The organism is Ferrovibrio sp., from assembly GCF_046297895.1.
In the GTDB taxonomy this organism is placed as follows: domain Bacteria; phylum Pseudomonadota; class Alphaproteobacteria; order Ferrovibrionales; family Ferrovibrionaceae; genus Ferrovibrio.
In genome coordinates this window covers 193,684-216,930 of sequence record NZ_JBKBHC010000007.1, presented here as the reverse complement: position 1 = coordinate 216,930, position 23,247 = coordinate 193,684, and the positions used below count along the sequence as shown (strand labels likewise).

Sequence of the window (23,247 nt, the reverse complement as noted above, 5' to 3'; positions counted from 1 at the left end):
GGACTCCTTACTCAGCGGCCTGCGCAGCGGGCTGCGCCTTGGCCTGGATATACTGGTGGATGGCGTCGGCGGCATCGCGGCCGTCGCGGATCGCCCAGACCACGAGGCTGGCGCCGCGCACGATGTCGCCGGCGGCGAACACGCCGGGCATCGAAGTCATCTTGCTGCGCGCCGAAATCTTCACGGTGCCCCAGCGGGTGATTTCCAGATGCGGTGCCTTGAATTGCTGCGGCAGTTCTTCCGGATCGAAACCCAGCGCCTTGATCACCAGATCGGCGGGCTGGTCGAAATCGGCGCCCTCGATCTCCACCGGCATCTGGCGGCCCGAGGCATCGGCAGGGCCGAGCTTCATGCGGCCGGCATGCACGGCCGTGACCTTGCCCTCGCCGCGGAAGCTTTTCGGCAGGCTGAGCCAGACGAACTCAACGCCCTCTTCCTCGGCATTCTTCACCTCGCGCATCGAGCCCGGCATGTTGGCCTTGTCGCGCCGATAGAGGCAATGCACGGCGGTGGCGCCCTGGCGGATCGCGGTGCGCACGCAGTCCATCGCGGTATCGCCGCCGCCGATCACGACCACCTTCTTGCCCGCGGCATTCAGCGCGCCGCTTTCGAAGTCCGGCACCTTGTCGCCCAGGCCATGCTTGTTGGAAGCGGTGAGATAGGTCATCGCGGGCACGATGTTGCTCAGGCCCGAACCGGGCGCCTGGATGTCGCGCGCCTTGTAGACGCCGGTGGCGATCAGCACGGCATCGTGCTTCTTGCGCAGCTCGTCCAGCGTGGCGTCGCGGCCGACCTCGAAATTCATGTGGAACTGCACGCCGGCATCGGCCAGCAGTTTTGAGCGGCGCTCGACGACATCCTTCTCCAGCTTGAAATTCGGGATGCCGTAGATCAGCAGGCCGCCGGGGCGGTCGTAGCGATCATAGACATGCACGGCATACCCCAGCCGGCGCAGCTTGTCGGCAGCCGCCAGTCCGGCCGGACCGGCGCCGATGATGCCGATGCTCTGCGGCCGTTCAGCATGCACCGGCTTGGGCGCCTTCACCCAGCCCGAGGCCCAGGCGGTTTCGGTGATGTATTTTTCGATGGCGCCGATGGTGACGGTGCCATGGCCCGACTGCTCGATCACGCAGTTGCCTTCGCACAGGCGGTCCTGCGGGCAGATGCGGCCGCAGACCTCGGGGAAGGTGTTGGTGGCCTGGCTCAGCTCATAGGCTTCTTCCAGCCGGCCTTCCGCCGTCATGCGCAGCCAGTCGGGGATGTTGTTGTGCAGCGGGCAATGCACCTGACAGAACGGCACGCCGCATTGCGAGCAGCGCGAGGCCTGTTCGCCCGCCTTCACTGCCGCGAACTCCCGGTAGATCTCGTCGAAATCCTTGGCGCGGTCGGCCGCCATGCGTTTTTCCGGCATGGCCTGGGCGGTCTGCACGAATTTCAGCATCTTCTCGGCCATGGCGCTTCCTCGACTCTAAGCTCCCCGGGGGCGGGTCACAGATAACAGGGACACCCCGGGCGGCAGGCGCGATGACTGAAGACGCAAAGAACCAATCGCTGGGGCGGAGGGCAACATTTATTGCCTGCGGCCGCAGGGATCAAGCAAAAAATGGACGATAGGTCACGTTTGTTGACCTTTTTATGGATTCACCTGCAGATTTATAGGCCTGCGAATGGCTCTCAGGGTCTTTAGGCACCATAAATAGGACCGAATTGATACTAAATTACCTATAAGACATTGATTTTTCTTGTATGGTTAGAGATTGGTCCGATTTCAACCCAAAGAATGGCCGCAGCCAGCCGACCCGGCGGATCGCTTCATAGCCGCCCCAGCAGGCCAGAGCGGTGGCCGGAACCAGGATCGCCGCTTCAGCCCAGGCCGGCAGGCCAAGCCCGGTCAGATGGTGGCCGACCACCACGATCACGGTCTGGTGCAGGATATAGAAGGGGAAGACGGCCTCGGTGAGATAGCGCCGGGCGGGGTGGTCGAAGCTGAGCAGGCGCCGCGCGAAGCCCAGCAGCATGACAATCCAGGCCCAGAGATCGAAGGCCCAGACAACACTGCGCCAGGGAGCGAGGGCCGGGTTGCCTTCCAGCATGAACCAGACCAGCCCGCCATAACAGGCCACGGCCAGGCCCAGTGCCACCCAGCGCAGACGTTCGATCGCCACCCAGACGGAGTCAGCCTTCGCGATGGCGTAGCCGAACAGGAACAGCGGCAGGTAGATGGCATGCAGATACCAGTCGTCGACCAACGCATGGGTTTCGCCGAAGACCGGCCGCAGCCACAGGCGCATAACGGCGATGAACAGCGGCGGCGCCAGCAGCAGCACGGCGCCGCGCAAATGCGGCCTCAGCCAGCCTGCGATGCGGCGCGCCGCGGCCGATAGCAGCAGGGGCCGCAGCGCGATAACGATCATGCTGTAGGCCCACAGATAGGCCACGAACCAGAGGTGATTCCAGGTCGGCACGACCAACAGCTTGCCGCCGGGCCGCCAGCCGTCGTCGAAGGCGAGATACTTCACATAGAAGACAAGCCAGCCATCCCGGAAGCCCAGCTTCTCCACGATCTCGTAATAGGTCTGCGGCGGCACGATCACCAGCATGCCGAAGACCAGCGGCAGCAGCAGGCGCTGGCTGCGGCCTTTCAGCATCGTCGCCGCATCCAGCCGGTCGGCCATGAAGCGCGTGGCGCAGCCGGCGATCAGGAACAGCAGCGCCAGCCGCCACGGGTTGGTCAGCAGCATCAGGGGCTGCAGGCCAAGCGGATCTCCTGGGCCGGCATGGGCGCTTTTCACATGCCAGTCCCACGAGACGAAAAACATCCCGATGTGATAAAGGATCAGCAGCCCGAAGGCGGCGATGCGCAGCCAGTCGAGGTCGTAGCGGCGCGTATGCAGGGATGCGGTTTCACGGCCTGAAGACATGGTCATCAAAAACTCCAGCAGCATTCAAACGCCGCCCGGTCTGTCACAGGGCACCGGCGATGCAAACGGCGCCGGGGCGGATGGAAGGCTGGCTGCCATGAGCGGCGCCCGGCCATGACCGCGCCGGTGACCAATGGCGGGCCGCCAGGGATGAACGGCGGGACGCATGGCGCGCTGGATGCAATGCCGGAAATCCATGTTTTCCGGTTTCCGGCCTGGATGTGGATCGCCTATGCCGGCATCCTGCTCGCCGTGGCCGCCCTGGTCGGTTCGTCCTACTGGATCGAGGCCGGCCGCGTCGGCCTGGCGCTGCCGTTGTGGCACATCGTCGTCAACGAACTGACCAGCATCGTCATTGTCTTTGCCGTCACGCCCGTGGTCTTCGCCTGGACGGCGCGGCTGGACCCGCGCCGCATCGGCTGGCCGCGCGTGCTGCTGGGCCATGCCGCCGGCATGGCCGCCTTCGGCATCGTTCACATCGGCGGCATGACCCTGCTGCGCCTGGCGATCTATCCGCTGCTCGGCGGCTCATACGACCTGGGCGAAGACCCGCTGACCACCGGCCTGATCTATGAAGGCCGCAAGGATGCGCTGGCCTATGCCGCGATGGCCATTGGCGCCTGGCTACTGGCGGCGGCCCTGCGCAAACCGGCGACGGTTGTCGAATCGCCGGCCCGGGTTGCCGCGCCGCGCCGGCTGGAAATCCGCGACGGTGCGCGGCGCGTGTGGCTCGATCCCGCCGAGATCCTGTGGGCGGAAGCGGCCGGCAATTATGTCGAGCTGCATCTGGCCGGCCGGAGCTGGCTGCAGCGGCAGACGCTCGCGGCGCTGGAAGAGCAACTGGCGGATCAGGGCTTCGTGCGCATCCACCGCTCGCGGCTGGTCAACCGCCACCGCGTGCGCGACATCACCAGCAACGACAGCGGCGATTTCACCGTGACGCTGGACGACGGCCGCCAGATCGCCGGCGGCCGGCGCTGGCGCGATGCGCTGCTGCAGGCCGGATGATCAATTCTTACTGCGTGCCGTGCTCCAGCTCGCGGATGATGTAATCGCGCAGCCGTTCGGCCGGCGCGGAGAGCTGGGGCGCGGCGATCAGTGCGATTTCGGTGTCGGCCAGCACCGGCAGCCCGATCATTTCGTCATTGAGGACCGTCAGGTTCGTCGGCACCATGGCCTTGGGTAGAACGGTGAGGCCAAGGCCGGCGCGCACCGCGGCGTGATTGCCGGTGAGCGAGCCGCAGGTATAGGCGATGCGCCAGGCGCGGCCTTCTGAATCGAGGGCGTCGGTGGCGCGCTTGCGGTAGACGCAGGGCCGCGGCGAGACCACGAGCGGCAGGGGATCGGCGGATTCGGCAACCGCGCGGCTGGCCGCCACCCACACCAGCGGTTCGCGCCACACCCGCACGCCGCCGAGATGTCCCATCGGCTCGCGTTTCACCAGCGCCAGATCGAGGCCGCCGGCATGAAAGCGCTCGAGCAGTTCCAGCGTCAGTTCGCAGGTGACTTCCAGCGCCACCCTCGGATGACTGCGCGAAAAGCGCGCCAGCACGTTGGGCAGATGGCTGGTGGCGAAATCCTCCGGCGCGCCGAGCCGCACCAGGCCGGAGAGTTCTGGCTCGCGCAGGCGCGCGACCAGTTCGTCGTTCAGGCTGAGAATCCGCCGCGCGTGATCGAGGATCAGCTCTCCTTCGCTGGTCAGCACCACCCGGCGCGGATTGCGGTCGAGCAGACGCACACCCAGCCGTTCCTCCAGCCGCTTGATCTGCAGCGACACGGCGGACTGGCCGCGCAGCAGCCGTTCCGCCGCCTGCGAAAAGCCGCCGCATTCGACGACGGCGACGAAGGCGCGCAGCAATTCGGGATCTATGTGCGCCGGCAGGGCCATGGCTACCTTAATATCAATTTTCTCAATAGTTAATCTTTTTACTATCAATTTCAACAATGATTGTCGCTTCGATAGGCTGCCGCTCCGTCACCGCAAGGCACACCCCAGGCACCAGCGCAGGAGCAATGCCATGACTATCCAGTTGCAAAAACCCAAGCAGATCCTGGCCCAGGCCAGCCCCGTTCCGGTTCCCGTCACGGTCGCCCCCGGCGACGGGATCGGGCCCGAAATCATGCAGGCCAGCCTGAAGGTGCTGCTGGCCGCCGGCGCGAATATCGCGCTGGAGCCGATCGAGATCGGCAAGGCGGTGTATCTGGCCGGCGAAACCTCGGGCATCCCTGCCAGCGCCTGGGACAGCCTGCGGCGCACCCGCGTCTTCTACAAGGGCCCGGTCACGACGCCGCAGGGCGGCGGCTACAAGAGCCTGAACGTGACGGTGCGCAAGGCGCTCGGCCTGCTCGCCAATGTGCGGCCCTGCATCGCCCATGCCCCGGCGATCGCCACGCGCCACCCGGAGATGGATGTGGTGATCGTGCGCGAGAACGAGGAAGACCTCTATGCCGGCATCGAGCACCGGCAGACCGACGAGGTTTATCAATGCCTGAAGCTGATCTCGCGGCCGGGCTGCGAGCGGATCGTGCGCTATGCCTTCGATTACGCGCGGGCACATGGCCGCAGGAAGGTGACGTGCTTCACCAAGGACAACATCATGAAGCTGACCGATGGCCTGTTCCATCGGGTGTTCGACGAGATCGCCGCCGAGTATCCCGACATCGCCAGCGACCACATGATCGTCGATATCGGTGCGGCGCGGCTGGCCGACACGCCGCATGTCTTCGATGTGATCGTGATGCCCAACCTGTATGGCGACATCCTGAGCGACGTGGCCGCGCAGATCACCGGATCGGTCGGCCTGGCGCCATCGGCCAATATCGGCGAGCACGGCGCGATGTTCGAGGCCATTCATGGTTCGGCCCCGGATATCGCCGGGCAGGATATTGCCAATCCCTCCGGCCTTCTGCTGGCCGGCGTGATGATGCTGGTCCATATCGGCCAGCGCGAGGTTGCGGAAAAAGTGCATAACGCATGGCTGGCAACCATCGAGGCCGGCATCCATACGGCGGACATCTTCCGGCCCGGTCATTCCGTGCAGAAGGTCGGCACTGCCGCTTTCGCAGAGGCGGTGATCGCCCGGCTGGGACAGGCGCCCAAAATCCTGACGCCGGTTTCCTATGCGGCCGATACGCCGCCGGTGATTGTCTGGCCGGCCCATAAACGCAAAAAAGCCAAGAAGGACCTTGTCGGCATCGATATCTTCATCAATGCCGAAACACCGGTTGCGGAACTGGCAGCAGCCCTGAAGACCGCCGAAAACGGATTGTTCGAACTGACCATGATCACCAACCGCGGCATCAAGGTCTGGCCGGACGGATTACCGGAAACCTTCTGCACCGATCACTGGCGCTGCCGGTTCATGGCCGGCGCGGGCAAGCAGTTCAACAGGGCCATGGTGGTGGAGATCCTGCGTCTGCTGACACAGCAGGGGCTTGATTTCATCAAGACCGAGCAGCTTTACACCTTCGACGGCGTGCCGGGCTTCTCGCTCGGCCAGGGTCAGTAGGCAAAGGCATCGGACATGAAAAAAGGCCGGGCGCTGGCGCCCGGCCTGTCATGTTTTGCTGCCGCGATCAGCTGAAGCGCGGCTCGAACTTGCCGCCGCCGCGGCGGAAGCGGAAGAGATAGGACTCGATGGTGCCTTCCACCGGCACCGGCACGTCGATGCCCAGATCCTTCAGGCCCCTGGCATTGGGTGCCACCACGTTGTCGGCTTTCAGCAGCTCGATCTGGTCGCGCGTGATTGGCGGCGCGAAGAGCGGCTGCAGTTCCATGAAGAAGGCGGCGGGCTTGAGCAGCGCGCCGGGCACGGGCAGCAGCAGGCGCTTCTTGTGGATCGCGGCCAGCGTGAGTTCCAGCAATTCGCGGAAGCTGTAGACCTTCGGCCCGCCCAGTTCATAGGTCTGGCCGGCGGCGGCCGGATCGAGCAGCGCGCGGATCGCGGCCTCGGCCACGTCGCCGACATGAACCGGCTGCATCTTCGTGTGGCCGCCATCGACCAGCGGCAGGGCCGGCGAGATGCTGGCCAGCGCCGCGAAGCGGTTGAAGAAATCGTCTTCCGGGCCGAACACGATGCTGGGCCGCAGGATGATCGCCTGCGGCATGTGGCGGCGGATGCCGGCCTCGCCCTCGGCCTTGCTGCGCGCGTAGGCCGAGCTGCTTTCGGGATCGGCGCCGATGGCCGAGACATGCAGCATCTGCTGCACGCCGGCTTCCTTGGCGCACAGCGCGATCACTTCGGCGCCGCGCGCCTGCACGGCGGCGAATTTCTGCGCGCCGCTCTGATAGAGGATGCCGACGCAGTTGATCACGATATCGGCGTCCTTGACGGCCTGCTGCACCGATATCGGCATGCGGATATTGGCCTGCACGATGTCGATCTGGCCGACCGCGCCCATGGGCTTGAGGAACAGGCCCTCGTCGGGCCGGCGGATGGCGACGCGCACGCGGGCGCCCTGCTGGGCCAGCTTCTGCACGATATAGCGGCCGACGAAACCGGAGCCGCCGAATACGGTGACGAGCTTGTTGCGCAGCGACATGACGCGATCCCCTGCCTGACGCGAAAACGAGTGCCCCGGACTATAGCCAAATCCGTCCTGCCGCCAATGGTTTGACCCGGTTTTGGGACGGCCCGGACCGTAGGCAGGATGACAGCCGGTCGCTACTCTGCCGCTCCATCATGGGCGCCGGTTTCCCCACCCTTGTCGGCCTGCTGCTGCTGGCTGCCGTCTATTTCCTGCCCAGCCTGCTGGCCTGGCGGCGGGCCCATCCCTGGCGGCGGAAGATCCTGCTGGCCAACCTGGCGGTGGGCTGGACTGTGATCGGCTGGGCCGTCTGCCTGGGTCTCGCCCTACGTCAAATCCGCTAACTTATTGATATTTAATTTATAATTTTGATCAGCATACTTCTCTATGCTGTTCGTTTGACGTCATGAAACTTTCATGTGAAAGTCATCTCAACGAAAAGAACGGCCTTCAATGTTCATTTGAACATGATGCGCCGATTGGGACAGGAAACGATTTCGGGGACCGGGATGCTGGCGGAAGACCGCGCGCGCGCCATTGTGGAGCTTGTCCGTAGCGAGGGCTTCCAGGCCATCGACGCCCTGGCGATCCAGTTCGGCGTCACCCCCCAGACCATCCGCCGCGATGTGAACCTGCTGTGCGACCGCGGCCTGCTGCGGCGGAAGCATGGCGGCGTCGAACTGCCGCCCGAGGGCGAGAACCTGGCCTATCCCGCGCGCCAGGTACTGAACATCGAGGCCAAGCGCCGCATCGCGCAATTGGTGGCGCGCGAGGTGGCCGAGGGCGCCTCGCTGTTCCTCGGCATCGGCACCACGCCCGAGCAATGCGCACTCGCACTCACCGATCATCCCGGCCTGCGCGTGATGACCAACAACCTGAATGCCGCGCTGGCGCTCAGCCGCAATCCATCCTGCGAGATCACCATCGCCGGCGGACGCCTGCGCAACCTGGACCGCGACGTGGTGGCCGGCGAGGCGCATGGCTTCTTCAGTCGCTTTGCCGTCGATATCGGCATCTATGGCGTGGGCGGCGTGGCTGACGACGGCACGCTGCTGGATTTCAGCGCCGACGAGATCACCATGCGCAGCGAACTGGCGCGCCATTGCCGCCAGCGCTTCCTGGTGCTGGACCATTCCAAATTCGGCCGCGGCGCCACCATGCGCGGCGGCCGGATCACCGAGGCGAGCGCGGTGTTCACCGACCGCCCGGTGCCGGCCGCCATCGCCGCGCAGTTGCGCGATGCCGGCGTGCGCCTCGTCGTCTGGTCCGATGACGCCGTTTCCACCGCAGCAGCAAACCACACCGTAACCACCCAAACTGGCAGGAGGGGCTGACCCCATGTTGAAACGTCTCGCTTTCGCTACCGCCTTAGGCATCGCCGCGCTCGGCGGCATTGCCGATGCCAACGCCCAGCAACGGGCGATCTGCTACAACTGCCCGCCGGAATGGGCCGACTGGGGCTCGCAGCTCAAGGCGATCCAGAGCCGCCTCGGCATCAGCGTGCCGCCCGACAACAAGAATTCCGGCCAGGCCATCGCCGCCCTGATCGCCGAAAAGGCCAACCCGGTGGCCGACGTGACCTATCTGGGCGGCATCGCCGCCGATCCGGCCAAGGATGCCGGCGTGCTGACGCCGTATAAGCCGAAGAACTGGGAGAAGATCCCGGCCGACCTGAAGGATGCCGATGGCAACTGGTTCACCATCCACTCCGGCACGCTGGGCCTGTTCGTCAACAAGGCCGCGCTGGGCAACAAGCCGGTGCCGCAGAGCTGGGCCGACCTCTTGAAGCCGGAATACAAGGGCCTGGTCGGTTATCTCGATCCCACCTCGGCGGCCGTGGGCCAGCTTGGCGTGATGGCGGTGAACCTCGCGCTGGGCGGCACATACGACAACCTCGATCCGGCGATCAAGTACTTCAAGGATCTGGCCAAGAACCAGCCGATCGTGCCGAAGCAGACCTCCTATGCTCGTGTGATCTCGGGCGAGATTCCGATCCTGTTCGATTACGACTTCAACGCCTATCGCGGCTAGTATACCGACAAGGCCCCGGTGCAGTTCGTGATCCCGAAGGAAGGCACGCTGGTCTTCCCGTATGTGATGGGTCTGGTGAACAAGGGCCCGAACCCGGAGAACGGCAAGAAGGTGCTGGACTTCGTGCTGTCGGATGAAAGCCAGGCGATGTGGGGCAATGCCTATCTGCGCCCGGTCTTCGCCGACAAGCTGTCGGCCGAGGCCAAGGCCAAGTTCCTGCCGGACGCGGAATACGCCCGCGCGAAGGCGGTGGACCTGAAGAAGCTGGCCGCCGCGCAGGCCAAGATCGTCGAGCGCTACAAGAACGAAGTGAACTGAGCCATGAATGGGGCCCCGGGTCTCGCAACAGCGAGCCGGGGTCCCATTTTTCAGTTAAGGGAAGAGTCAACCGCACGATGCGCCGCGACACCCAACGCCTGATTTTTTTGCTGCTGCCGGCCGGCATCTTCTTCGCCGCGTTTTTCCTGCTGCCGATGGCGCGGCTGTTTTTCATCGGCGGCAGCGGCAAGACCGGCTGGTCCGCCTATGCCGCGATCCTGACCGACAAGAATTACCTCAACAGCCTGATCGCTACGCTGGGCGTCGCCACCGCCACCACCTTCGCCACGCTGGTGATCAGCGGCATTTCCGGCGTGTTCCTGCAGCGCCACAAATTTCCCGGCAACGCCGCGCTGGTCGCCATGCTGACCTTTCCGCTGGCCTTCCCCGGCGTCGTCATCGGCTTCATGGTGATCATGCTAGCCGGCCGCCAGGGCCTGATCGGCCAGATCACCGAATTCCTCACCGGCGACAAGCTGGTCTTCGCCTATTCGCTGACCGGCCTGTTCATGGGCTATGTCTATTTCTCCATCCCGCGCACCATCCTGACCGTGATGGCCGCGGCAGAAAAACTCGATCCGAAGCTGGAGGAGGCCGCGCGTTCGCTGGGCGCCTCGCCCTGGCGCGTGGTGCTGGACGTGATCATCCCGGGTCTCAAGCCCGCCTTCATCTCGGCCGGCGCGATCTGTTTCGCCACCGCAGTCGGCGCCTTCGGCACTGCCTTCACCCTGGCGGCCAAGATCAACGTGCTGCCGATGGTGATCTATACCGAGTTCACGCTTTCGGCCAACATCGCCATGGCCGCCGCGCTCAGCTTCGTGCTGGGCGCCGCCACCTGGATCGTGCTGGCCGTGGCGCGCACCGCGGCGGGCTCCACCGTCGCGGCGGCAGGCTGAGGGAGGGCGCGGCATGAAACATCGCGGCCTGTTCCTGCTGCAGCTCGGCTTCACTTTGCTGGTCTGTGCCTTCCTGATCGTGCCGGTGATCCTGTCGATCATGGCGGGCCTGACGGTGAACTACTTCATCGGCATCGAAAGCGGGCTGACTCTGCGCTGGGTGTTCGAGGTGTGGAACGGCTATCGCGACACCATCTTCCTCTCCATCGGCCTGTCGCTGGCCTGCCTGGTGGTGACCCTGATCCTGGGCGTGCCGACCGCCTATGTGCTGGCCAAGCGGCAGAGTGCCCTGACCCGGGCGATCGAGGAACTGCTGGTGATGCCGGTGGCGGTGCCGGGCCTGGCCACCGCGCTGGCGCTGATCGTCACCTATGGCGCGCTGTCGGGTTTTCGCACCTCCTGGGCCTTCATCCTGGTGGGGCATGTGCTGTTCACCCTGCCTTTCATGGTGCGCAGCGTGCTGGCCGTGCTGATGGCCATCGACCTGAAGACCCTGGAAGAGGGCGCGGCATCGCTGGGCGCCGGCTTCTGGCAGCGCTTCATCCATATCGTGCTGCCCAATTGCCGCGCCGGCATTCTGGCCGGCTCGCTGATGGTGGTGACGCTCTCCATGGGCGAATTCAACATGACCTGGCTGTTGCACACGCCGCTGACCAAGACGCTGCCCGTCGGCCTGGCCGATGCCTATGCGTCGCTGCGGCTTGAAATCGGCAGCGCCTATACCCTGGTGTTTTTCCTGATGATCATGCCGCTGCTGCTGGCGATGCAGCATTTCGCCAAACCACGCGTGGGCAAATTCGTGGCGGAGGATTCCGAATGACCGATACGACACAGCCGCTCGCCATCGCGCTGCAGAACTGCGCAAAAACCTTTCCCGACGGTACCCGGGCGCTGGAACCGCTCGATCTCGCCATCCATGCGGGCGAAACCGTCGTGTTCCTTGGCCCCTCGGGCTGCGGCAAGACCACCACCTTGCGCATCATCGCGGGACTGGAAGAACCCGATGCCGGCGGCAAGGTTCTGTTCGATGGCGAGGATGTGACGCGCCTGCCGATCGAGCAGCGCAACGTGGGCATGGTGTTCCAGTCCTATGCGCTGTTTCCCAACATGACGGTGGCCGAGAATATCGGCTATGGCCTGAGAATCCGCAAAACGCCGGGCGCCCAGATCAGGGCCCGCGTGGCCGAGATGCTGGGCATGATGCGGATCGAGAAGCTGGCCGACCGCCGCATCGACCAGCTTTCCGGCGGCCAGCGCCAGCGCGTGGCGCTGGCGCGCGCCATCGCCGTGCGACCGCGCGCCCTGCTGCTGGACGAGCCGCTCACCGCGCTGGATGCCAAGCTTCGCGACACCCTGCGGCTGGAAATCGACACCCTGCTGCGCAGCCTGCAGATCACGGCGATTTACGTGACGCATGACCAGGCCGAGGCGATGGCGCTGGGCGACCGCATCGTGGTGATGGAACATGGCCGCGTGGCGCAGATCGGTCGGCCGCGCGAGATCTATCAGCGGCCCAGCACGCGCTTCGTCGCCGAATTCATCGGCACCATGAACCGCCTGACCGGGGCTGCGCGCAACGGCGTGTTCACCTGCCGCGCCGGCGACCTGCCCTGGGCCGAGGCGCCGCAGCATGCCACCGAGATCCTGTTCCGTCCGGAAGACATCCGCATCGCCGAAAGCCATGAGCAGACCGGCCTGCAGGGCACCGTGGCGGCGGCGTTTTTCCTGGGCGACCGCACGCGGTTGTTCGTCGAGGTGGGCGAGGCGCAGCCGCTGGTGATCGAAAGCACGGCGCGGCGCGATTTCAGCCATGGCGAAACCGTGCGGCTGGCCATCGACCCGCGCGGCCTGCTGGTATTGTAGGGGGCAGCGCCATGCTGATTGCACAGATCACCGACACCCATATCAAGCTGCCCGGCAAGCTGGCCTACAAGAAGGTGGATACCGCGGCGATGCTGGAACGCTGCGTGCAGGAACTGCTGGCGCTGAAGCCGCAGCCCGACCTGATCCTGCTGACCGGCGATCTGGTCGATCTGGGCCGGCCGGAGGAATACGACCACCTGAAATCCATCCTGGCGCCGCTGAAGCAGCGCATCATCGCCGTGCCGGGCAATCACGACGAACGCAACGCCATGCGCGACGCCTTCGCCCATGGCGGCTATCTGCCAACCCAGCGCGACAGCTTCCTGCAATTCGCCATTGACGATGAGTATCCCCTGCGCATCGTGGGGCTGGACACGCTGATCCCCGGCCAGGGCGGCGGCGAATTATGCGCCGAGCGCCTGGGCTGGCTGGACCGCACGCTGGGTCAGAAGCCTGACGCACCGACCCTGGTGATCATGCATCACCCGCCGTTTGAGACCGGCATCGGCCATATGGACAAGATCGGCCTGAAGGGCCGCGGGGATTTCGCCGCCATCATGGCGCGCCACAGCCAAGTGGAGCTGATCCTGTGCGGCCACCTGCACCGCACCATCCGCGCCGATATCGGCGGCCGGCCGGCACTCACCTGCCCCAGCCCGGCGCACCAGGTGGCGCTGGACATCGACCCGGAAGCGCCGAGCCAGTTCCGCATGGAGCCGCCGGGCTTCATGCTGCATTGGTGGAATGACGGCGGGCTGATCAGCCACACCGCCTTCATCGGCGACTATGACGGGCCGTATCCGTTTTTCGATGCCAACGGCAAGCTGATCGACTGAACCCGTCAGTCCTTCAGCGCATCCTTCCAGAACGGACGGATCGCGGCGAAATCGTCCCAGGCATCGCCGAGCTGGGCGAGCTGCAACTGCTGGCGGCCGGCGAACCAGGCAGTGATCGCCGCCGTGGCCGTGCCATGGCCGGCATCGGGCAGCAGGTCGCGCACCAGTCGCACGCCCACATCGGCATCGTTGAGCACGCCCAGGCAATCCTGCAGGCGGCCGAGGGCGGCGATGAAACGCCGCGTATCCTTGCGGCCGAACAGCGAGCGGAAGAATTCGGCGGCGTAGCGCAGCTTCTTGGCGCGGATGCGCAACTCGTGCAGGCTCTCGATCGGCAGCTCAGCATGCTGCATGCCCAGCGCCTTCACCTTCCGGCGCCGCTTGCGCAGCACCTCGGCGGCAAAGCGTTCCGCCGGCTGGGCCGCCATCGCGGCATCGGCCAGCGCGCTGCCATCCTCCACCGCATCGGCCAGCCGCGCGAAGCCGAGCCGCAACGCCGCCAGACGCGGCGATTGCAGGGCTGAGACGAGGGCCACCTGCGCGGCCTCGCGGTGGTCTTCCAGGATGATGCGCAGATGCTGCAGCGCCTTCACATCGTCCAGCTCGCGGCGCAGCGGCGACAGCGTTTCGGCAAGGAACACGTCGAGGTCGCGTTTGCGGCCGAGCGGGCCGTTGATCCAGCGCAGTTCCTCCACCAGCGGATCCAGCATGTCCTCCCGCAGCATGGGCGCAAACAGGCCCAGCGCCGAGCGCAGGCGGCGCAAGGCCACGCGCATCTGATGCACGCCTTCCGTATCGCAGTCGCGCAGCGCCGGCACGAGGTTGGCATCGAACTGCAGCAGGCAGTGGCGCAGGATGGCGCCGAAAGCCGACGCGGCCTCGCTGTCGTCGCCCAGATCGAAGGGAATCGTGCCGGCGCGCTGGGGCTGCGGCTCGATCAGGCCGAGCGCGACTGCCAGATGCACCACCGGTGCCGGGCCGCTCCAGCGCAGCGGCAGATCGGTGCAAAGCTCGGCGGCCAACGCGTTCAGGACCGGGCCGGCGCCGGCCGGACCCTGCAGCAGGATTTCGCCGGCCTCGGCGCGGCGGCCATCGGCACGCAGAACCAGCTTTGCGATCTCGATGCCGATTTCGTAGCCGTCGCGCCGCACTTGGCCAGCCTGGGCGCTGCGGCGCAGCTCGGCCAGACCTTCCAGGGCGATGCCGGTCGCCAGCGGCGGTGCAGCGGCCAGGCCGATGCCGGCGGCGGGCAGAATCTCTGGATTTTGGCCGGGCCGGCCGGCGAGGCACAGCCAGCCGGCGGCGGCGAAACGACGATTGTCCGTGTCGCAGAGGGTGAGGCTGAGCTGCCGGCGGCGCGTTGCCATGCCCTGCAATAGCGTGGCCTGGCGCGCCGGGGCGAGGCTGCCCGCGGCGAGACCGAGACGCAGCAACGCGGGCTGATCGCTCATGGCGGCGGACTCTACCGGAGGGCTGAAAAAAAAGTCAAACAACTCAGTCGTTTACGATTGTTACAATTCTGCGAAACGATCCGTCATGCCCTAATTCCGCCCCTTTTCCGGGTTTGAATGTTTTTATTACAGCAGGCGCTTTTCGCAGGCCTGTCTCCAGGCCGCCCGGTTCCCCCCAGCCTATCCCCCCAGGCCTGAACCGGGCGGCCACTTCTTTTCAATGTCTCCCGATTAATAATCCCGTTACGCTTGTGCCGCAGGCTTGCCCGGAACCGCAACGCAGCGCGCGAGAGCGAATGGATCTGACCAACGCAGCCATCCGCGCCACCAATGGCGGCGCCCAGGGGCTCGAGCCCGTCTACGAGGCGATCTGCCGCGACATCCTCGCGCAGCTCGATTGCACGCGGGCCAGCGTGTGGCTGTTCAACCAGGCCGGCGACGCCATCCATTGCCAGTTCCTGCTGGACCGCCGCGAAGCCGATTTCCCCGCCGGCATGGTCCTGACGGCCGCGAGCGCGCCGCTGTATTTCGAGACGATCTGCCAGGATCGCCTGCTGGTGATCCCCGACTTCGCCCAGCATCCGGCCACCCGCAACCTCACGGCGTCCTACGCACAGGGCATCGGCATCCGCGCACTGATCGACGTGATGGTGCCGGACCGCAACGGCCTGCCGGTGGCCATCATTTGCGGCGAACAGGACCGGACGCGCGAATGGAGCGAGGCCGACGTGCTGTACATGTACCAGATCGGCAACCTGCTGAGCCTGACGTTTAAATATCGCGGCCGCGTGGCGGCCTGAGCAGCAGGTCGTTACCCGCCGAGCAGCAGCTTGATCGCCGCGGCCAGTTCGGCTTTGCGCACCGGCTTGGCGAGAATCTGGCTGGCGCCGAAATAGCGCGTGTGGCGCAGGCGATCCTCTTCCGATGAACCCGACATGAACAGGATCGGCATGTCTGGCTTCTTGGCCAGGATACGGTCGGCCAGCGCAACGCCGTCCATGCCGCCGGGCATGTGGATGTCGGTCAGCACCAGATCGATCGGCAGGCCGCGCCGCATCTCGGCCAGGGCATCCGCCGCCGTGGCGGCCGGCAGCACGGCGAAGCCCAGGCTGCCGAGCAGGGCCGACATGGTGGCGCGCACATCGGCATTGTCATCCACGCACAGCACCAGCCGCCGGCCAGCATGATCCTGCGGCACCTGCCGCGCCGCATCGCTCTCCAGCGCCGGCAGGAACAGCCGGAATTCGGTGCCCTGGCCGGGCATGCTGTCGACCTCGACATAACCGCCCGACTGCGCGATGAAGCCATAGACCATCGACAGGCCGAGGCCGGTGCCCTTGCCGAACTCCTTGGTGGTGAAGAAGGGCTCGAAAACGCGGCCCAGAATCTCAGGCGACATACCGATACCGGTATCGCGCAGGGCGATGGCCACATAATCGCCGGCCGGCGCGGTTCGCGTCGGCATCACGCGCGGCTCCTTCAGATAGACGGCAGAGGTGGCGATGGTGAGCCGGCCGCTGCCTCGCATGGCGTCGCGGGCATTGAGCGCGATGTTGAGGATGGCATTCTCAAGCTCGCTGGCATCGGCCTCGACGATCTGCGGCGCTGGGGAGAGATTCATCTCCACCGCCACGCTGCCGCCCAGCGTGCGCCGCAGCATGTCGAGCATGCCCATGATCTGTTCATTGACATCCATGCGCGATGGCTTGAGCTGCTGCCGGCGGCCGAAAGCCAACAGGCGCCGCGTCAGGTCGGCGCCGCGACTGGCATTGCGCAGGGCCTGCTCGATCAGGCGGCGGCTTTCATCGTCGTCGACGCGGTCGCCCAGCAATTCCAGATTGCCGACGATCACAGCCAGAAGGTTGTTGAAGTCATGCGCGATGCCGCCGGTGAGCTGGCCCAGCGCTTCCATCTTCTGCGCCTGGCGCAGCTGGTCGCGCAGATCCTCGGCCTGGCGGCGCTCGGTCATGTCGCGCGTGATATTGACAAAGCCGGTCAGATCGCCGGCGCTGTCATACAGCGCGGTGATCACCACGCTGGCCCAGAAGCGGCTGCCATCCTTGCGCTGCCGCCATTCCTCGTTCACATAGCGCCCCTTCTGGGCAGCAATACTCAGGGCCTGGCTTGGTGAGTCGATGTTCAACTCGCTGTCGATATAGAACCGGTCGCGGGTATGGCCGATGGCTTCCTCGGGCGTAAAGCCGGTCAGGTTCTGCGCGCCGGCATTCCAGGTCAGCACCTTGCCTTCGGCATCCATCATGAAGATCGCGTAATCGGTGATCGAATCGACCAGCAGGCGGATGCGCGCCTCGCTTTCCTGCCGTCTTTCCTCGCTGCGCCGGTATTTGCTCAGGTCGTGGATCACGCCCACGAACATCGGCGCGTCGGGCGCGCCAAAGGCGCCGACCGCCAACTCGAAGGGGAACACCGTGCCATCCTTGCGCCGGCCCAGCACCTCGCGGCCGATGCCGATGATGCGTTTCTCGCCGGTCTCGCGGTAGCGGCGGATATAGCCGTCATGCGCCGAATGGTCGGGTTCGGGCATCAGCAGCGCAATGTTGCGGCCCAGCACCTCGGCGGCGGCGTAGCCGAACAGCTTTTCGCAGGCCGGATTGAACAGCGCGATGCGGCCATCGGCCTCGATCACGATCAGGCCGTCGATAGCGGTGTTCACGACGGCTTGGAGAAGATCGTCGCGCATCCCATTAGCCGTAGATCGTTGATATTACAAAAAACTTCTATCTGAAATAGATGTTTTCCGCTTTGTATTCCCGGTTAGAATGGAGAAAATTTGGGCGGGACTCAACCGAATTTTCCGTGACCAGCGAGTCGATATCGGGTTTCACAAAATGCCGCGCCTTCTGGTGATCGACGACAATGCCGAATTCTGCCGCATCCTGCAGGCTCACCTGAGCGGCCATGGCTACGAGGTGGCGACCGCGCGCGACGGGGATCAGGGCATCGCGCTGCTGGAGCAGCAGAGTTTCGACATCGTGCTGACCGACATCCTGATGCCCCAGCGCGACGGCATCGAGGTGCTGCGGCAGGTCAAGCAGCGCTGGCCGGCCCTGCCGGTGATCGCGGTTTCCGGTGGCGGCTGGATCAAGGCCGGCGAATTGCTGGACATGGCAGGCCGGCTGGGCGCCGACCGCGTGCTGCAGAAGCCGGTACGGCGCGACGACCTGCTGGCCGCCGTGGATGCGCTTCTGAAAGACGTGCTGCGCGGCGGCTGACGCCTTCAGACGGCCCGGACCGGGGCGGCGGCGGTTTCGGCGATCATGCCACCGCCAACCGTATGAGGTCGGCGGCTTTTTCAGCGATCATGATGGTCGGCGCGTTGGTGTTGCCGCCGATCAGGCTGGGCATCACCGAAGCATCGGCAACCCACAGGCCTTCCATGCCGCGCAGGCGAAGCTGCGGATCGACCACCGCCATCGCATCGTCGGCCGCCCCCATGCGGCAGGTGCCGACCGGGTGATAGATTGTGTCGGCGCGGCGGCGGATCTGTTCCTGCAGGGCCGCATCCTCCGTGATCCCGGCGGTGTAGAGCTCGCGCGGATTCAGCCCCTGAAACGGCGCGGCCTCCATGATGCGGCGGGCCAGCTTCACGCCTTTCAACAGCAGCTCGATATCGTCGGGATGGCTGAAGAATTGCGGATCGATGCGCGGGGCCAGCAGCGGATCGGCGCCCTTGAGCCCGACGCTGCCGCGGCTTTTGGGCCGCAGCACGCAGGTATGCAGGCTGTAGCCATGGCCCAGATGGGTCTTGCGCGCATGATCGTCGACCAGCGCGTTGACGAAATGCAGCTGCAGGTCGGGCCGCGGCTGCGACGGGTCGGAGCGCAGGAAGGCGCCGGATTCGGCGAAGTTGGTGGTGAGCATGCCGCGCCGCTCGCGCCGCCAGCGCCCGATCTCCCGCAGCAGATGCACCGCCCCGCGCAGCGACACGCCGGGCAGGGTCGGATCGTCGGTCTTGTAGAGCAGCACGAAATCCACATGGTCCTGCAGGTTCTGGCCCACGCCAGGCAGGTCGTGCAGCACCGGCAGGCCATGACGCGCCAGCTCCTCGCCCGGTCCGATGCCGGACAGCATCAGCAGTTGCGGCGACTGGAAGGCGCCGGCCGCCAGCACCACGCCGGCCCGGGCGCGCAGCGCGATCTCGCCGCTCTTTTGCCGGCAGGCGACGCCGGCAGCGCGGCGGCCGGCGAACAGGATGCGCAGGACGCGCGTATCGGTCTCGATGCGCAGGTTATGGCGCGCGCGCACCTCGGGCGGCAGATAGGCGCGCGCCGCCGACCAGCGCTCGCCGTTCTTCTGCGTCACCTGGAAATAGCCGACGCCGTCCTGGGTCGGGCCGTTGAAATCGCCGTTGCGCGGAAGCTGCAATGTGTCGCAGGCGGCCAGGAACGTCTCGTTGATCGGATGCGGCGAGACCAGGTCGCTGACCTGCAGCGGGCCGTCGTTGCCATGCAGCGGATCGTCGGCCGTGGCCCGCACATTGGCCTCGGCACGCCTGAAATAGGGCAGTACCTCGGCAAAGGACCAGCCCGCCGCGCCGTGAAGCTGCGCCCAGTCGTCGTAATCGGAGGCATGGCCGCGGGCATAGATCATCGCGTTGATGCCCGACGAACCGCCCAGCATGCGCCCGCGCGGCTGATAGCCGCGCCGGCCCGAGAAGCCGGGCTGCGGTTCGGTTTCAAAGCCCCAGTTGCGCCACTTCACCGGCATGAAGGCGGCCGCGCCCAGCGGCACGCGGCAAAGGATATGGTCGTCGGGCGGGCCGGCCTCGATCAGGCAGACCTTCGTCGTACCGTCGTCGCTCAGGCGCCGCGCCAGCACGCAGCCGGCCGAACCGCCCCCGATCACGATGTAGTCGTAGTCCATCGCGCTCCCCCCTGCCGCCCGACTCCTCGCGGGCTTTGCCGCCGCCTCACATGGCGCTGAACGCCGCAATCAGCAGCCAGATCGCCGTGATCAGACTCATGCCCAAGGTCAGGATCGTGCCGGCCATGCGGCCAAACGACAGGCCGGCCGTCCTGGAAAGGCCGATCGCGTGCAGCAGGCGGCCCAGCAGCAAGGCGGCGCCCAGCAGATGCAGCACCCAGAACGGCGCCTGGCGGCTGAGTTCCAGCAGGAACAGCAGCAGCAGCGCGAGCGGCACGTATTCGACGAAATTGCCCTGCACGCGGATCGCCTTTTGCAACGCGCGCTCGCCGCCATCACCAAGCGCGACCTTCAGCTTGTTGCGCAGCCGCGCCACGCGCAGCGACAGCACGATCAGCAGGATCGCGCAAAGGGCGGCATAGAGCGGGGTGACGGCAAAGGGCGGCATGACGGTTTTGTTCTCCGGTACGGTCTGCTGTATCGCGTCGTCTTGAGTATTCCGGCATCCCGCTATGCGGGTGGCCCAAGGCGATTCTTCGCCGAATCATACTGTTTTTGCGGCATCGCGGCCACATCCGCCATGAATTTCCGCCAGCCTGATCTGCCGGTGGGGCCGGCACGTAACATTACCAAATCGCAACTTTACCCAGCCCGTACCAACCGTCATCAGTGAAACCATGACAAAGCATGCAGTTCCGACATCCCGCCACGGCCTGGCCGCTGCCTTGGCCATCGCGGCCATTGCGATGCTGCCGATCCTGGCCCTGCTGCTGCCGCATGGCGGCGGAGACGGACAGGCCGCCAGGCTGGTCGTCCTGCTGCCGCCGGCCGCCGCCACGCTGCCGCAGGCCGCAAGCCTTCTCGATGGCGCCGATGCCCGCCCGCTGGGCCAGGGCGCCTGGCCCAACCTCTGGCTGGTTGCCAGCACCGATCCCGCCGCCGTCTCCCGCCTGTATGCCGCCGGCGCCCGCCTGGTGCTGGCCGGCGACGGCGTGCTGGCCGGCTGCCTCGGTTTCTCCGCAAACGCCATCCGCAGCTGAGATTTTATAAAAAAGGACAAGCCATGCTCGCCGCCATGCTTCAGCTCGCTTCGCTCGAGGAGCTCCGCCGCCGCGCCAGTTCGGTCTTCATCGTCTGGCTGTGGCTGCATCTGCCGCTGATCGCCGCCGTGGCCTGGCTGAACGATACCAGCCTGCTGGTCAGCGGCATCGCGGCGGCCGTCATCGCCCTGATCGCCACCTGGTTCTGCCGCACCGATCCCACCGGCACCGCGACTCGGCAGGTGGTGGCGGCAGCTTTCGTTGGCATGGCCTCGCTGCTGGTCTATGCCGCCGCCGGGCCCTGGCAGATCGACCTGCACATGTATTATTTCGCCATCTTCGCCGTGCTGGCGGCCTATTGCGACTGGCGCGCCATCCTCACCGCAGCGACGCTGACCGCCCTGCATCACCTGTCGCTGAACTTCATCCTGCCCTACGCGATCTTCCCCGATGGCAGCGATTTCGGCCGCGTGGTGGTGCATGCCGTGATCGTGGTGGCCGAATGCGCCGTGCTGATCTGGCTGGCGCTGGTGCTGGAGAACCTGTTTGCCCGCAGCGCGGCCAGCCTGGCCGAGATGCAGGCGAGCATGGCCGAGCGCGAGAAGCTCGAAGCCGATGCCGCCGCCCAGCGCGAGCGTTTCGCCGCCGAGCAGGCCGCCGCCGAACGGCGTTTCGAGCAGGCGATCGGCCAAGTGGTGGCCGCGGCCGCCGCTGGCGATCTGGCGCAACGCGTGAATGCCGGCGAACTGAGCGGCGTGATGCAGCGCGTGGGCGAGTCGGTGAACACGCTGCTGGCCCGCACCGAGGCAGTGCTGGGCGCCGTTCAGGACGTGACCGGCGCGATGGCCGCCGGCGACCTGCGCCGCCGCATCAGGGACAATTTCCATGGCCGCTTCGGCGCGCTGGCAGCGGACATCAACGCGATGGGCGAGAAGCTGCGCGACTTCGCCAGCCGTCTGGCGCAGAGCGCCGAGGCGGTGAAGGCCGCCTCGTCGGAAATCTCGGCCGGCAGCCAGGACCTGGCGCAGCGCACGGAAAGCCAAGCCGCCTCGATCGAGGAAACGGCCGCCTCGATGCACGAGATCACCACGACGGTGAAGCAGAATGCCGACAATGCCCAGGCGGCGAACCAGCTTGCCATGGCAGCGCGCGACACGGCGGAAAAGGGCGGATCGGTGGTTGGCGATGCCGTCTCGGCGGTGACGCAGATCGAGACCAGTGCGCAGAAAATCTCCGACATCGTCGGCCTGATCGACGAGATCGCCTTCCAGACCAACCTGCTGGCGCTGAATGCTTCCGTCGAGGCGGCCCGCGCCGGCGAGGCCGGCAAGGGCTTTGCCGTGGTGGCGCAGGAGGTGCGCGCCCTGGCCCAGCGTTCGGCCAACGCGTCGAAGGACATCAAGGCGCTGATCACGGAATCGAATGCCCAGGTGAAGACGGGCGCGGCGCTGGTGAACCGCACCGGCCAGTCGCTGACCGAGATCGTCACCGCGATCAAGAAGGTCTCCGACATCGTGGCCGAAATCGCCGCCGCCAGCCGCGAGCAGGCCACGGGTCTGGAGCAGATCAACACCGCCGTGGCCGGCATGGACGAGATCACCCAGCGCAATGGCGCGCTGGTTGAGGAAACCACGGCCGCCGCGCAGACCCTGGAAGGGCAGGCGCGCCAGCTCGCCGATCTGGTCGGCTTCTTCCGCACCGATGCGGACGCTGCTGCGACAGCGGCGACTGCGGCACGGCCGACCGGCAGCGCCAAGGTTGTGTCCCTGAAGCCGGGCCAGAAGCCGCTTGTGAAGCCAATGCAGAAGCCGGCCTACAAACCGGCCGCCAGCCCTGCCGCAAATCCTGGCGCGACGGCTGCGAAGGCGCCCGCCGCCGACGAGGACTGGCAGGAATTCTGATCCCTCGCTGCCGGCGCCTTGTGTTGGCCGGCCGCTACAGGTCGTAGCGGCCGACCCGTTCCGGCTGGTAGGCCACCTTGTGCAGCGTGATGCGGCGCGGCTCGCCGCTCGCCAGCGTCCAGCCGATGCTGTCGCCTTCACGCAGGCCGATCAGGGCGGCGCCCACCGGCGTCGTGACGGCGATCTTGGCCAGATCGAGATCGGCCTCGCCCGGATAGACCAGCGTGAGCCAGTGGCTGCGCTGGCTGTGCGCATAACCGAACACCACATGGCTGCGCATGGTGACGACATCGGGCGGCACCTGCTGCGGCACCACGATGCTGGCGCGCTCGATATCCTGCTGCAGCATCACGGCGACACCGGGCTGGCGCGGCCGGACCTGTTCGCTGAGCGCCAGCAGGCGATCGGCATCGGTTTCGGTGAGCGTGACGGCGGGGCGCGGATTGATGAATGACATGATGACTCCCATGGCGTAAGGCCGGCGCCGTCCTGCGACAGCCCGGTCGGAAGAAGATGAAAGGGGTGGATCGGTGCTGCCCCGCCGCGCGATGCGGCCGGAGGGCGCGCGCGACGAGGCCT

The 23,247-nt window shown here is 66.1% G+C and carries 21 protein-coding genes and 1 pseudogene; 13 read left to right on the top strand and 9 right to left on the bottom strand.

Annotation, left to right across the window (positions count from 1 at the left end; all coding sequences use genetic code 11):
* Window positions 1–7: 7 nt before the first annotated feature.
* Both ACK4FK_RS13990 and ACK4FK_RS13985 read right to left on the bottom strand, forming a co-directional pair.
* Window positions 8–1,453 carry an NAD(P)-dependent oxidoreductase gene (locus tag ACK4FK_RS13990; RefSeq protein WP_409745577.1) on the bottom strand — a complete coding sequence of 482 codons (1,446 nt, stop codon included), beginning with the start codon at window positions 1,451–1,453 and terminating at the stop codon, window positions 8–10.
* Window positions 1,454–1,718: 265 nt separating this feature from the next.
* Window positions 1,719–2,927, bottom strand: coding sequence for an acyltransferase family protein (locus tag ACK4FK_RS13985; RefSeq protein WP_409745576.1), 1,209 nt, complete (start codon window positions 2,925–2,927; stop codon window positions 1,719–1,721).
* 108 nt (window positions 2,928–3,035) lie between these two features.
* Here ACK4FK_RS13985 and ACK4FK_RS13980 point away from each other — a divergent pair, with 108 nt between their 5' ends.
* Entirely contained in the window at window positions 3,036–3,929 is an 894-nt protein-coding gene (locus ACK4FK_RS13980; RefSeq protein ID WP_409745575.1) for a LytTR family DNA-binding domain-containing protein, read from the top strand.
* Window positions 3,930–3,936: 7 nt separating this feature from the next.
* Here ACK4FK_RS13980 and ACK4FK_RS13975 read toward each other — a convergent pair whose 3' ends face one another.
* The gene (locus ACK4FK_RS13975; protein ID WP_409745574.1) at window positions 3,937–4,809 is read right to left on the bottom strand and encodes a LysR substrate-binding domain-containing protein; all 873 of its coding nucleotides are present in this window, start codon (window positions 4,807–4,809) and stop codon (window positions 3,937–3,939) included.
* A gap of 130 nt (window positions 4,810–4,939) precedes the next feature.
* Here ACK4FK_RS13975 and ACK4FK_RS13970 point away from each other — a divergent pair, with 130 nt between their 5' ends.
* Window positions 4,940–6,430: an NADP-dependent isocitrate dehydrogenase gene (locus ACK4FK_RS13970; protein WP_409745573.1), complete on the top strand. Its 1,491-nt coding sequence runs from the start codon at window positions 4,940–4,942 to the stop codon at window positions 6,428–6,430.
* A 67-nt stretch (window positions 6,431–6,497) separates the two neighbouring features.
* Here ACK4FK_RS13970 and ACK4FK_RS13965 read toward each other — a convergent pair whose 3' ends face one another.
* The gene (locus tag ACK4FK_RS13965; RefSeq protein WP_409745572.1) at window positions 6,498–7,463 is read right to left on the bottom strand and encodes a complex I NDUFA9 subunit family protein; all 966 of its coding nucleotides are present in this window, start codon (window positions 7,461–7,463) and stop codon (window positions 6,498–6,500) included.
* 140 nt (window positions 7,464–7,603) lie between these two features.
* Here ACK4FK_RS13965 and ACK4FK_RS13960 point away from each other — a divergent pair, with 140 nt between their 5' ends.
* The 7 genes and pseudogenes from ACK4FK_RS13960 (at window position 7,604) to ACK4FK_RS13930 (ending at window position 13,392) form a co-directional block, all read left to right on the top strand.
* Complete coding sequence (locus tag ACK4FK_RS13960) at window positions 7,604–7,792, top strand: superinfection immunity protein (RefSeq protein ID WP_409745571.1); 189 nt, start codon at window positions 7,604–7,606, stop codon at window positions 7,790–7,792.
* A gap of 165 nt (window positions 7,793–7,957) precedes the next feature.
* Entirely contained in the window at window positions 7,958–8,782 is an 825-nt protein-coding gene (locus tag ACK4FK_RS13955; protein WP_409745570.1) for a DeoR/GlpR family DNA-binding transcription regulator, read from the top strand.
* Between the two features lie 4 nt (window positions 8,783–8,786).
* Window positions 8,787–9,797, top strand: a pseudogene (locus ACK4FK_RS13950) (extracellular solute-binding protein).
* A gap of 77 nt (window positions 9,798–9,874) precedes the next feature.
* A complete protein-coding gene (locus ACK4FK_RS13945; RefSeq protein ID WP_409745569.1) occupies window positions 9,875–10,693 on the top strand; it encodes an ABC transporter permease in 819 nt (272 codons plus the stop codon).
* A 13-nt stretch (window positions 10,694–10,706) separates the two neighbouring features.
* Entirely contained in the window at window positions 10,707–11,513 is an 807-nt protein-coding gene (locus ACK4FK_RS13940; protein WP_409745568.1) for an ABC transporter permease, read from the top strand.
* Entirely contained in the window at window positions 11,510–12,556 is a 1,047-nt protein-coding gene (locus ACK4FK_RS13935) for an ABC transporter ATP-binding protein (protein ID WP_409745567.1), read from the top strand. Before ACK4FK_RS13940 ends, ACK4FK_RS13935 begins: the two co-directional genes overlap by 4 nt.
* 11 nt (window positions 12,557–12,567) lie before the next feature.
* The gene (locus ACK4FK_RS13930; protein ID WP_409745566.1) at window positions 12,568–13,392 is read left to right on the top strand and encodes a phosphodiesterase; all 825 of its coding nucleotides are present in this window, start codon (window positions 12,568–12,570) and stop codon (window positions 13,390–13,392) included.
* Between the two features lie 5 nt (window positions 13,393–13,397).
* Here the strand turns inward: ACK4FK_RS13930 and ACK4FK_RS13925 are convergent, their stop codons facing one another.
* Window positions 13,398–14,843 (bottom strand): CHAD domain-containing protein, encoded by a 1,446-nt coding sequence (locus tag ACK4FK_RS13925; RefSeq protein ID WP_409745565.1) that lies wholly within the window; start codon window positions 14,841–14,843, stop codon window positions 13,398–13,400.
* Window positions 14,844–15,139: 296 nt separating this feature from the next.
* On the opposite strand from ACK4FK_RS13925, the gene ACK4FK_RS13920 reads away from it, so the two are divergent.
* A complete protein-coding gene (locus tag ACK4FK_RS13920) occupies window positions 15,140–15,643 on the top strand; it encodes a GAF domain-containing protein (RefSeq protein ID WP_409745564.1) in 504 nt (167 codons plus the stop codon).
* 11 nt (window positions 15,644–15,654) lie between these two features.
* Here the strand turns inward: ACK4FK_RS13920 and ACK4FK_RS13915 are convergent, their stop codons facing one another.
* The gene (locus ACK4FK_RS13915; RefSeq protein WP_409745563.1) at window positions 15,655–17,544 is read right to left on the bottom strand and encodes a PAS domain S-box protein; all 1,890 of its coding nucleotides are present in this window, start codon (window positions 17,542–17,544) and stop codon (window positions 15,655–15,657) included.
* A 148-nt stretch (window positions 17,545–17,692) separates the two neighbouring features.
* Between ACK4FK_RS13915 and ACK4FK_RS13910 the strand changes: the two genes are divergently transcribed.
* Window positions 17,693–18,076, top strand: a complete 384-nt coding sequence (locus ACK4FK_RS13910; protein ID WP_409745562.1) for a response regulator — start codon at window positions 17,693–17,695, stop codon at window positions 18,074–18,076.
* 43 nt (window positions 18,077–18,119) lie between these two features.
* On the opposite strand, the gene ACK4FK_RS13905 is transcribed toward ACK4FK_RS13910, so the two are convergent.
* Together ACK4FK_RS13905 and ACK4FK_RS13900 are read right to left on the bottom strand one after the other, a co-directional pair.
* Window positions 18,120–19,727 (bottom strand): GMC family oxidoreductase, encoded by a 1,608-nt coding sequence (locus ACK4FK_RS13905; RefSeq protein ID WP_409745561.1) that lies wholly within the window; start codon window positions 19,725–19,727, stop codon window positions 18,120–18,122.
* A gap of 46 nt (window positions 19,728–19,773) precedes the next feature.
* On the bottom strand, window positions 19,774–20,175 hold the full coding sequence (locus tag ACK4FK_RS13900; protein WP_409745560.1) for an MAPEG family protein: 402 nt from the start codon (window positions 20,173–20,175) through the stop codon (window positions 19,774–19,776).
* A gap of 229 nt (window positions 20,176–20,404) precedes the next feature.
* On the opposite strand from ACK4FK_RS13900, the gene ACK4FK_RS13895 reads away from it, so the two are divergent.
* Complete coding sequence (locus ACK4FK_RS13895) at window positions 20,405–20,767, top strand: hypothetical protein (RefSeq protein ID WP_409745559.1); 363 nt, start codon at window positions 20,405–20,407, stop codon at window positions 20,765–20,767.
* A gap of 23 nt (window positions 20,768–20,790) precedes the next feature.
* Window positions 20,791–22,668, top strand: coding sequence for a methyl-accepting chemotaxis protein (locus ACK4FK_RS13890; protein ID WP_409745558.1), 1,878 nt, complete (start codon window positions 20,791–20,793; stop codon window positions 22,666–22,668).
* Between the two features lie 34 nt (window positions 22,669–22,702).
* Here the strand turns inward: ACK4FK_RS13890 and rnk are convergent, their stop codons facing one another.
* The gene (gene rnk / locus ACK4FK_RS13885; protein ID WP_409745557.1) at window positions 22,703–23,125 is read right to left on the bottom strand and encodes a nucleoside diphosphate kinase regulator; all 423 of its coding nucleotides are present in this window, start codon (window positions 23,123–23,125) and stop codon (window positions 22,703–22,705) included.
* Window positions 23,126–23,247 lie beyond the last annotated feature (122 nt).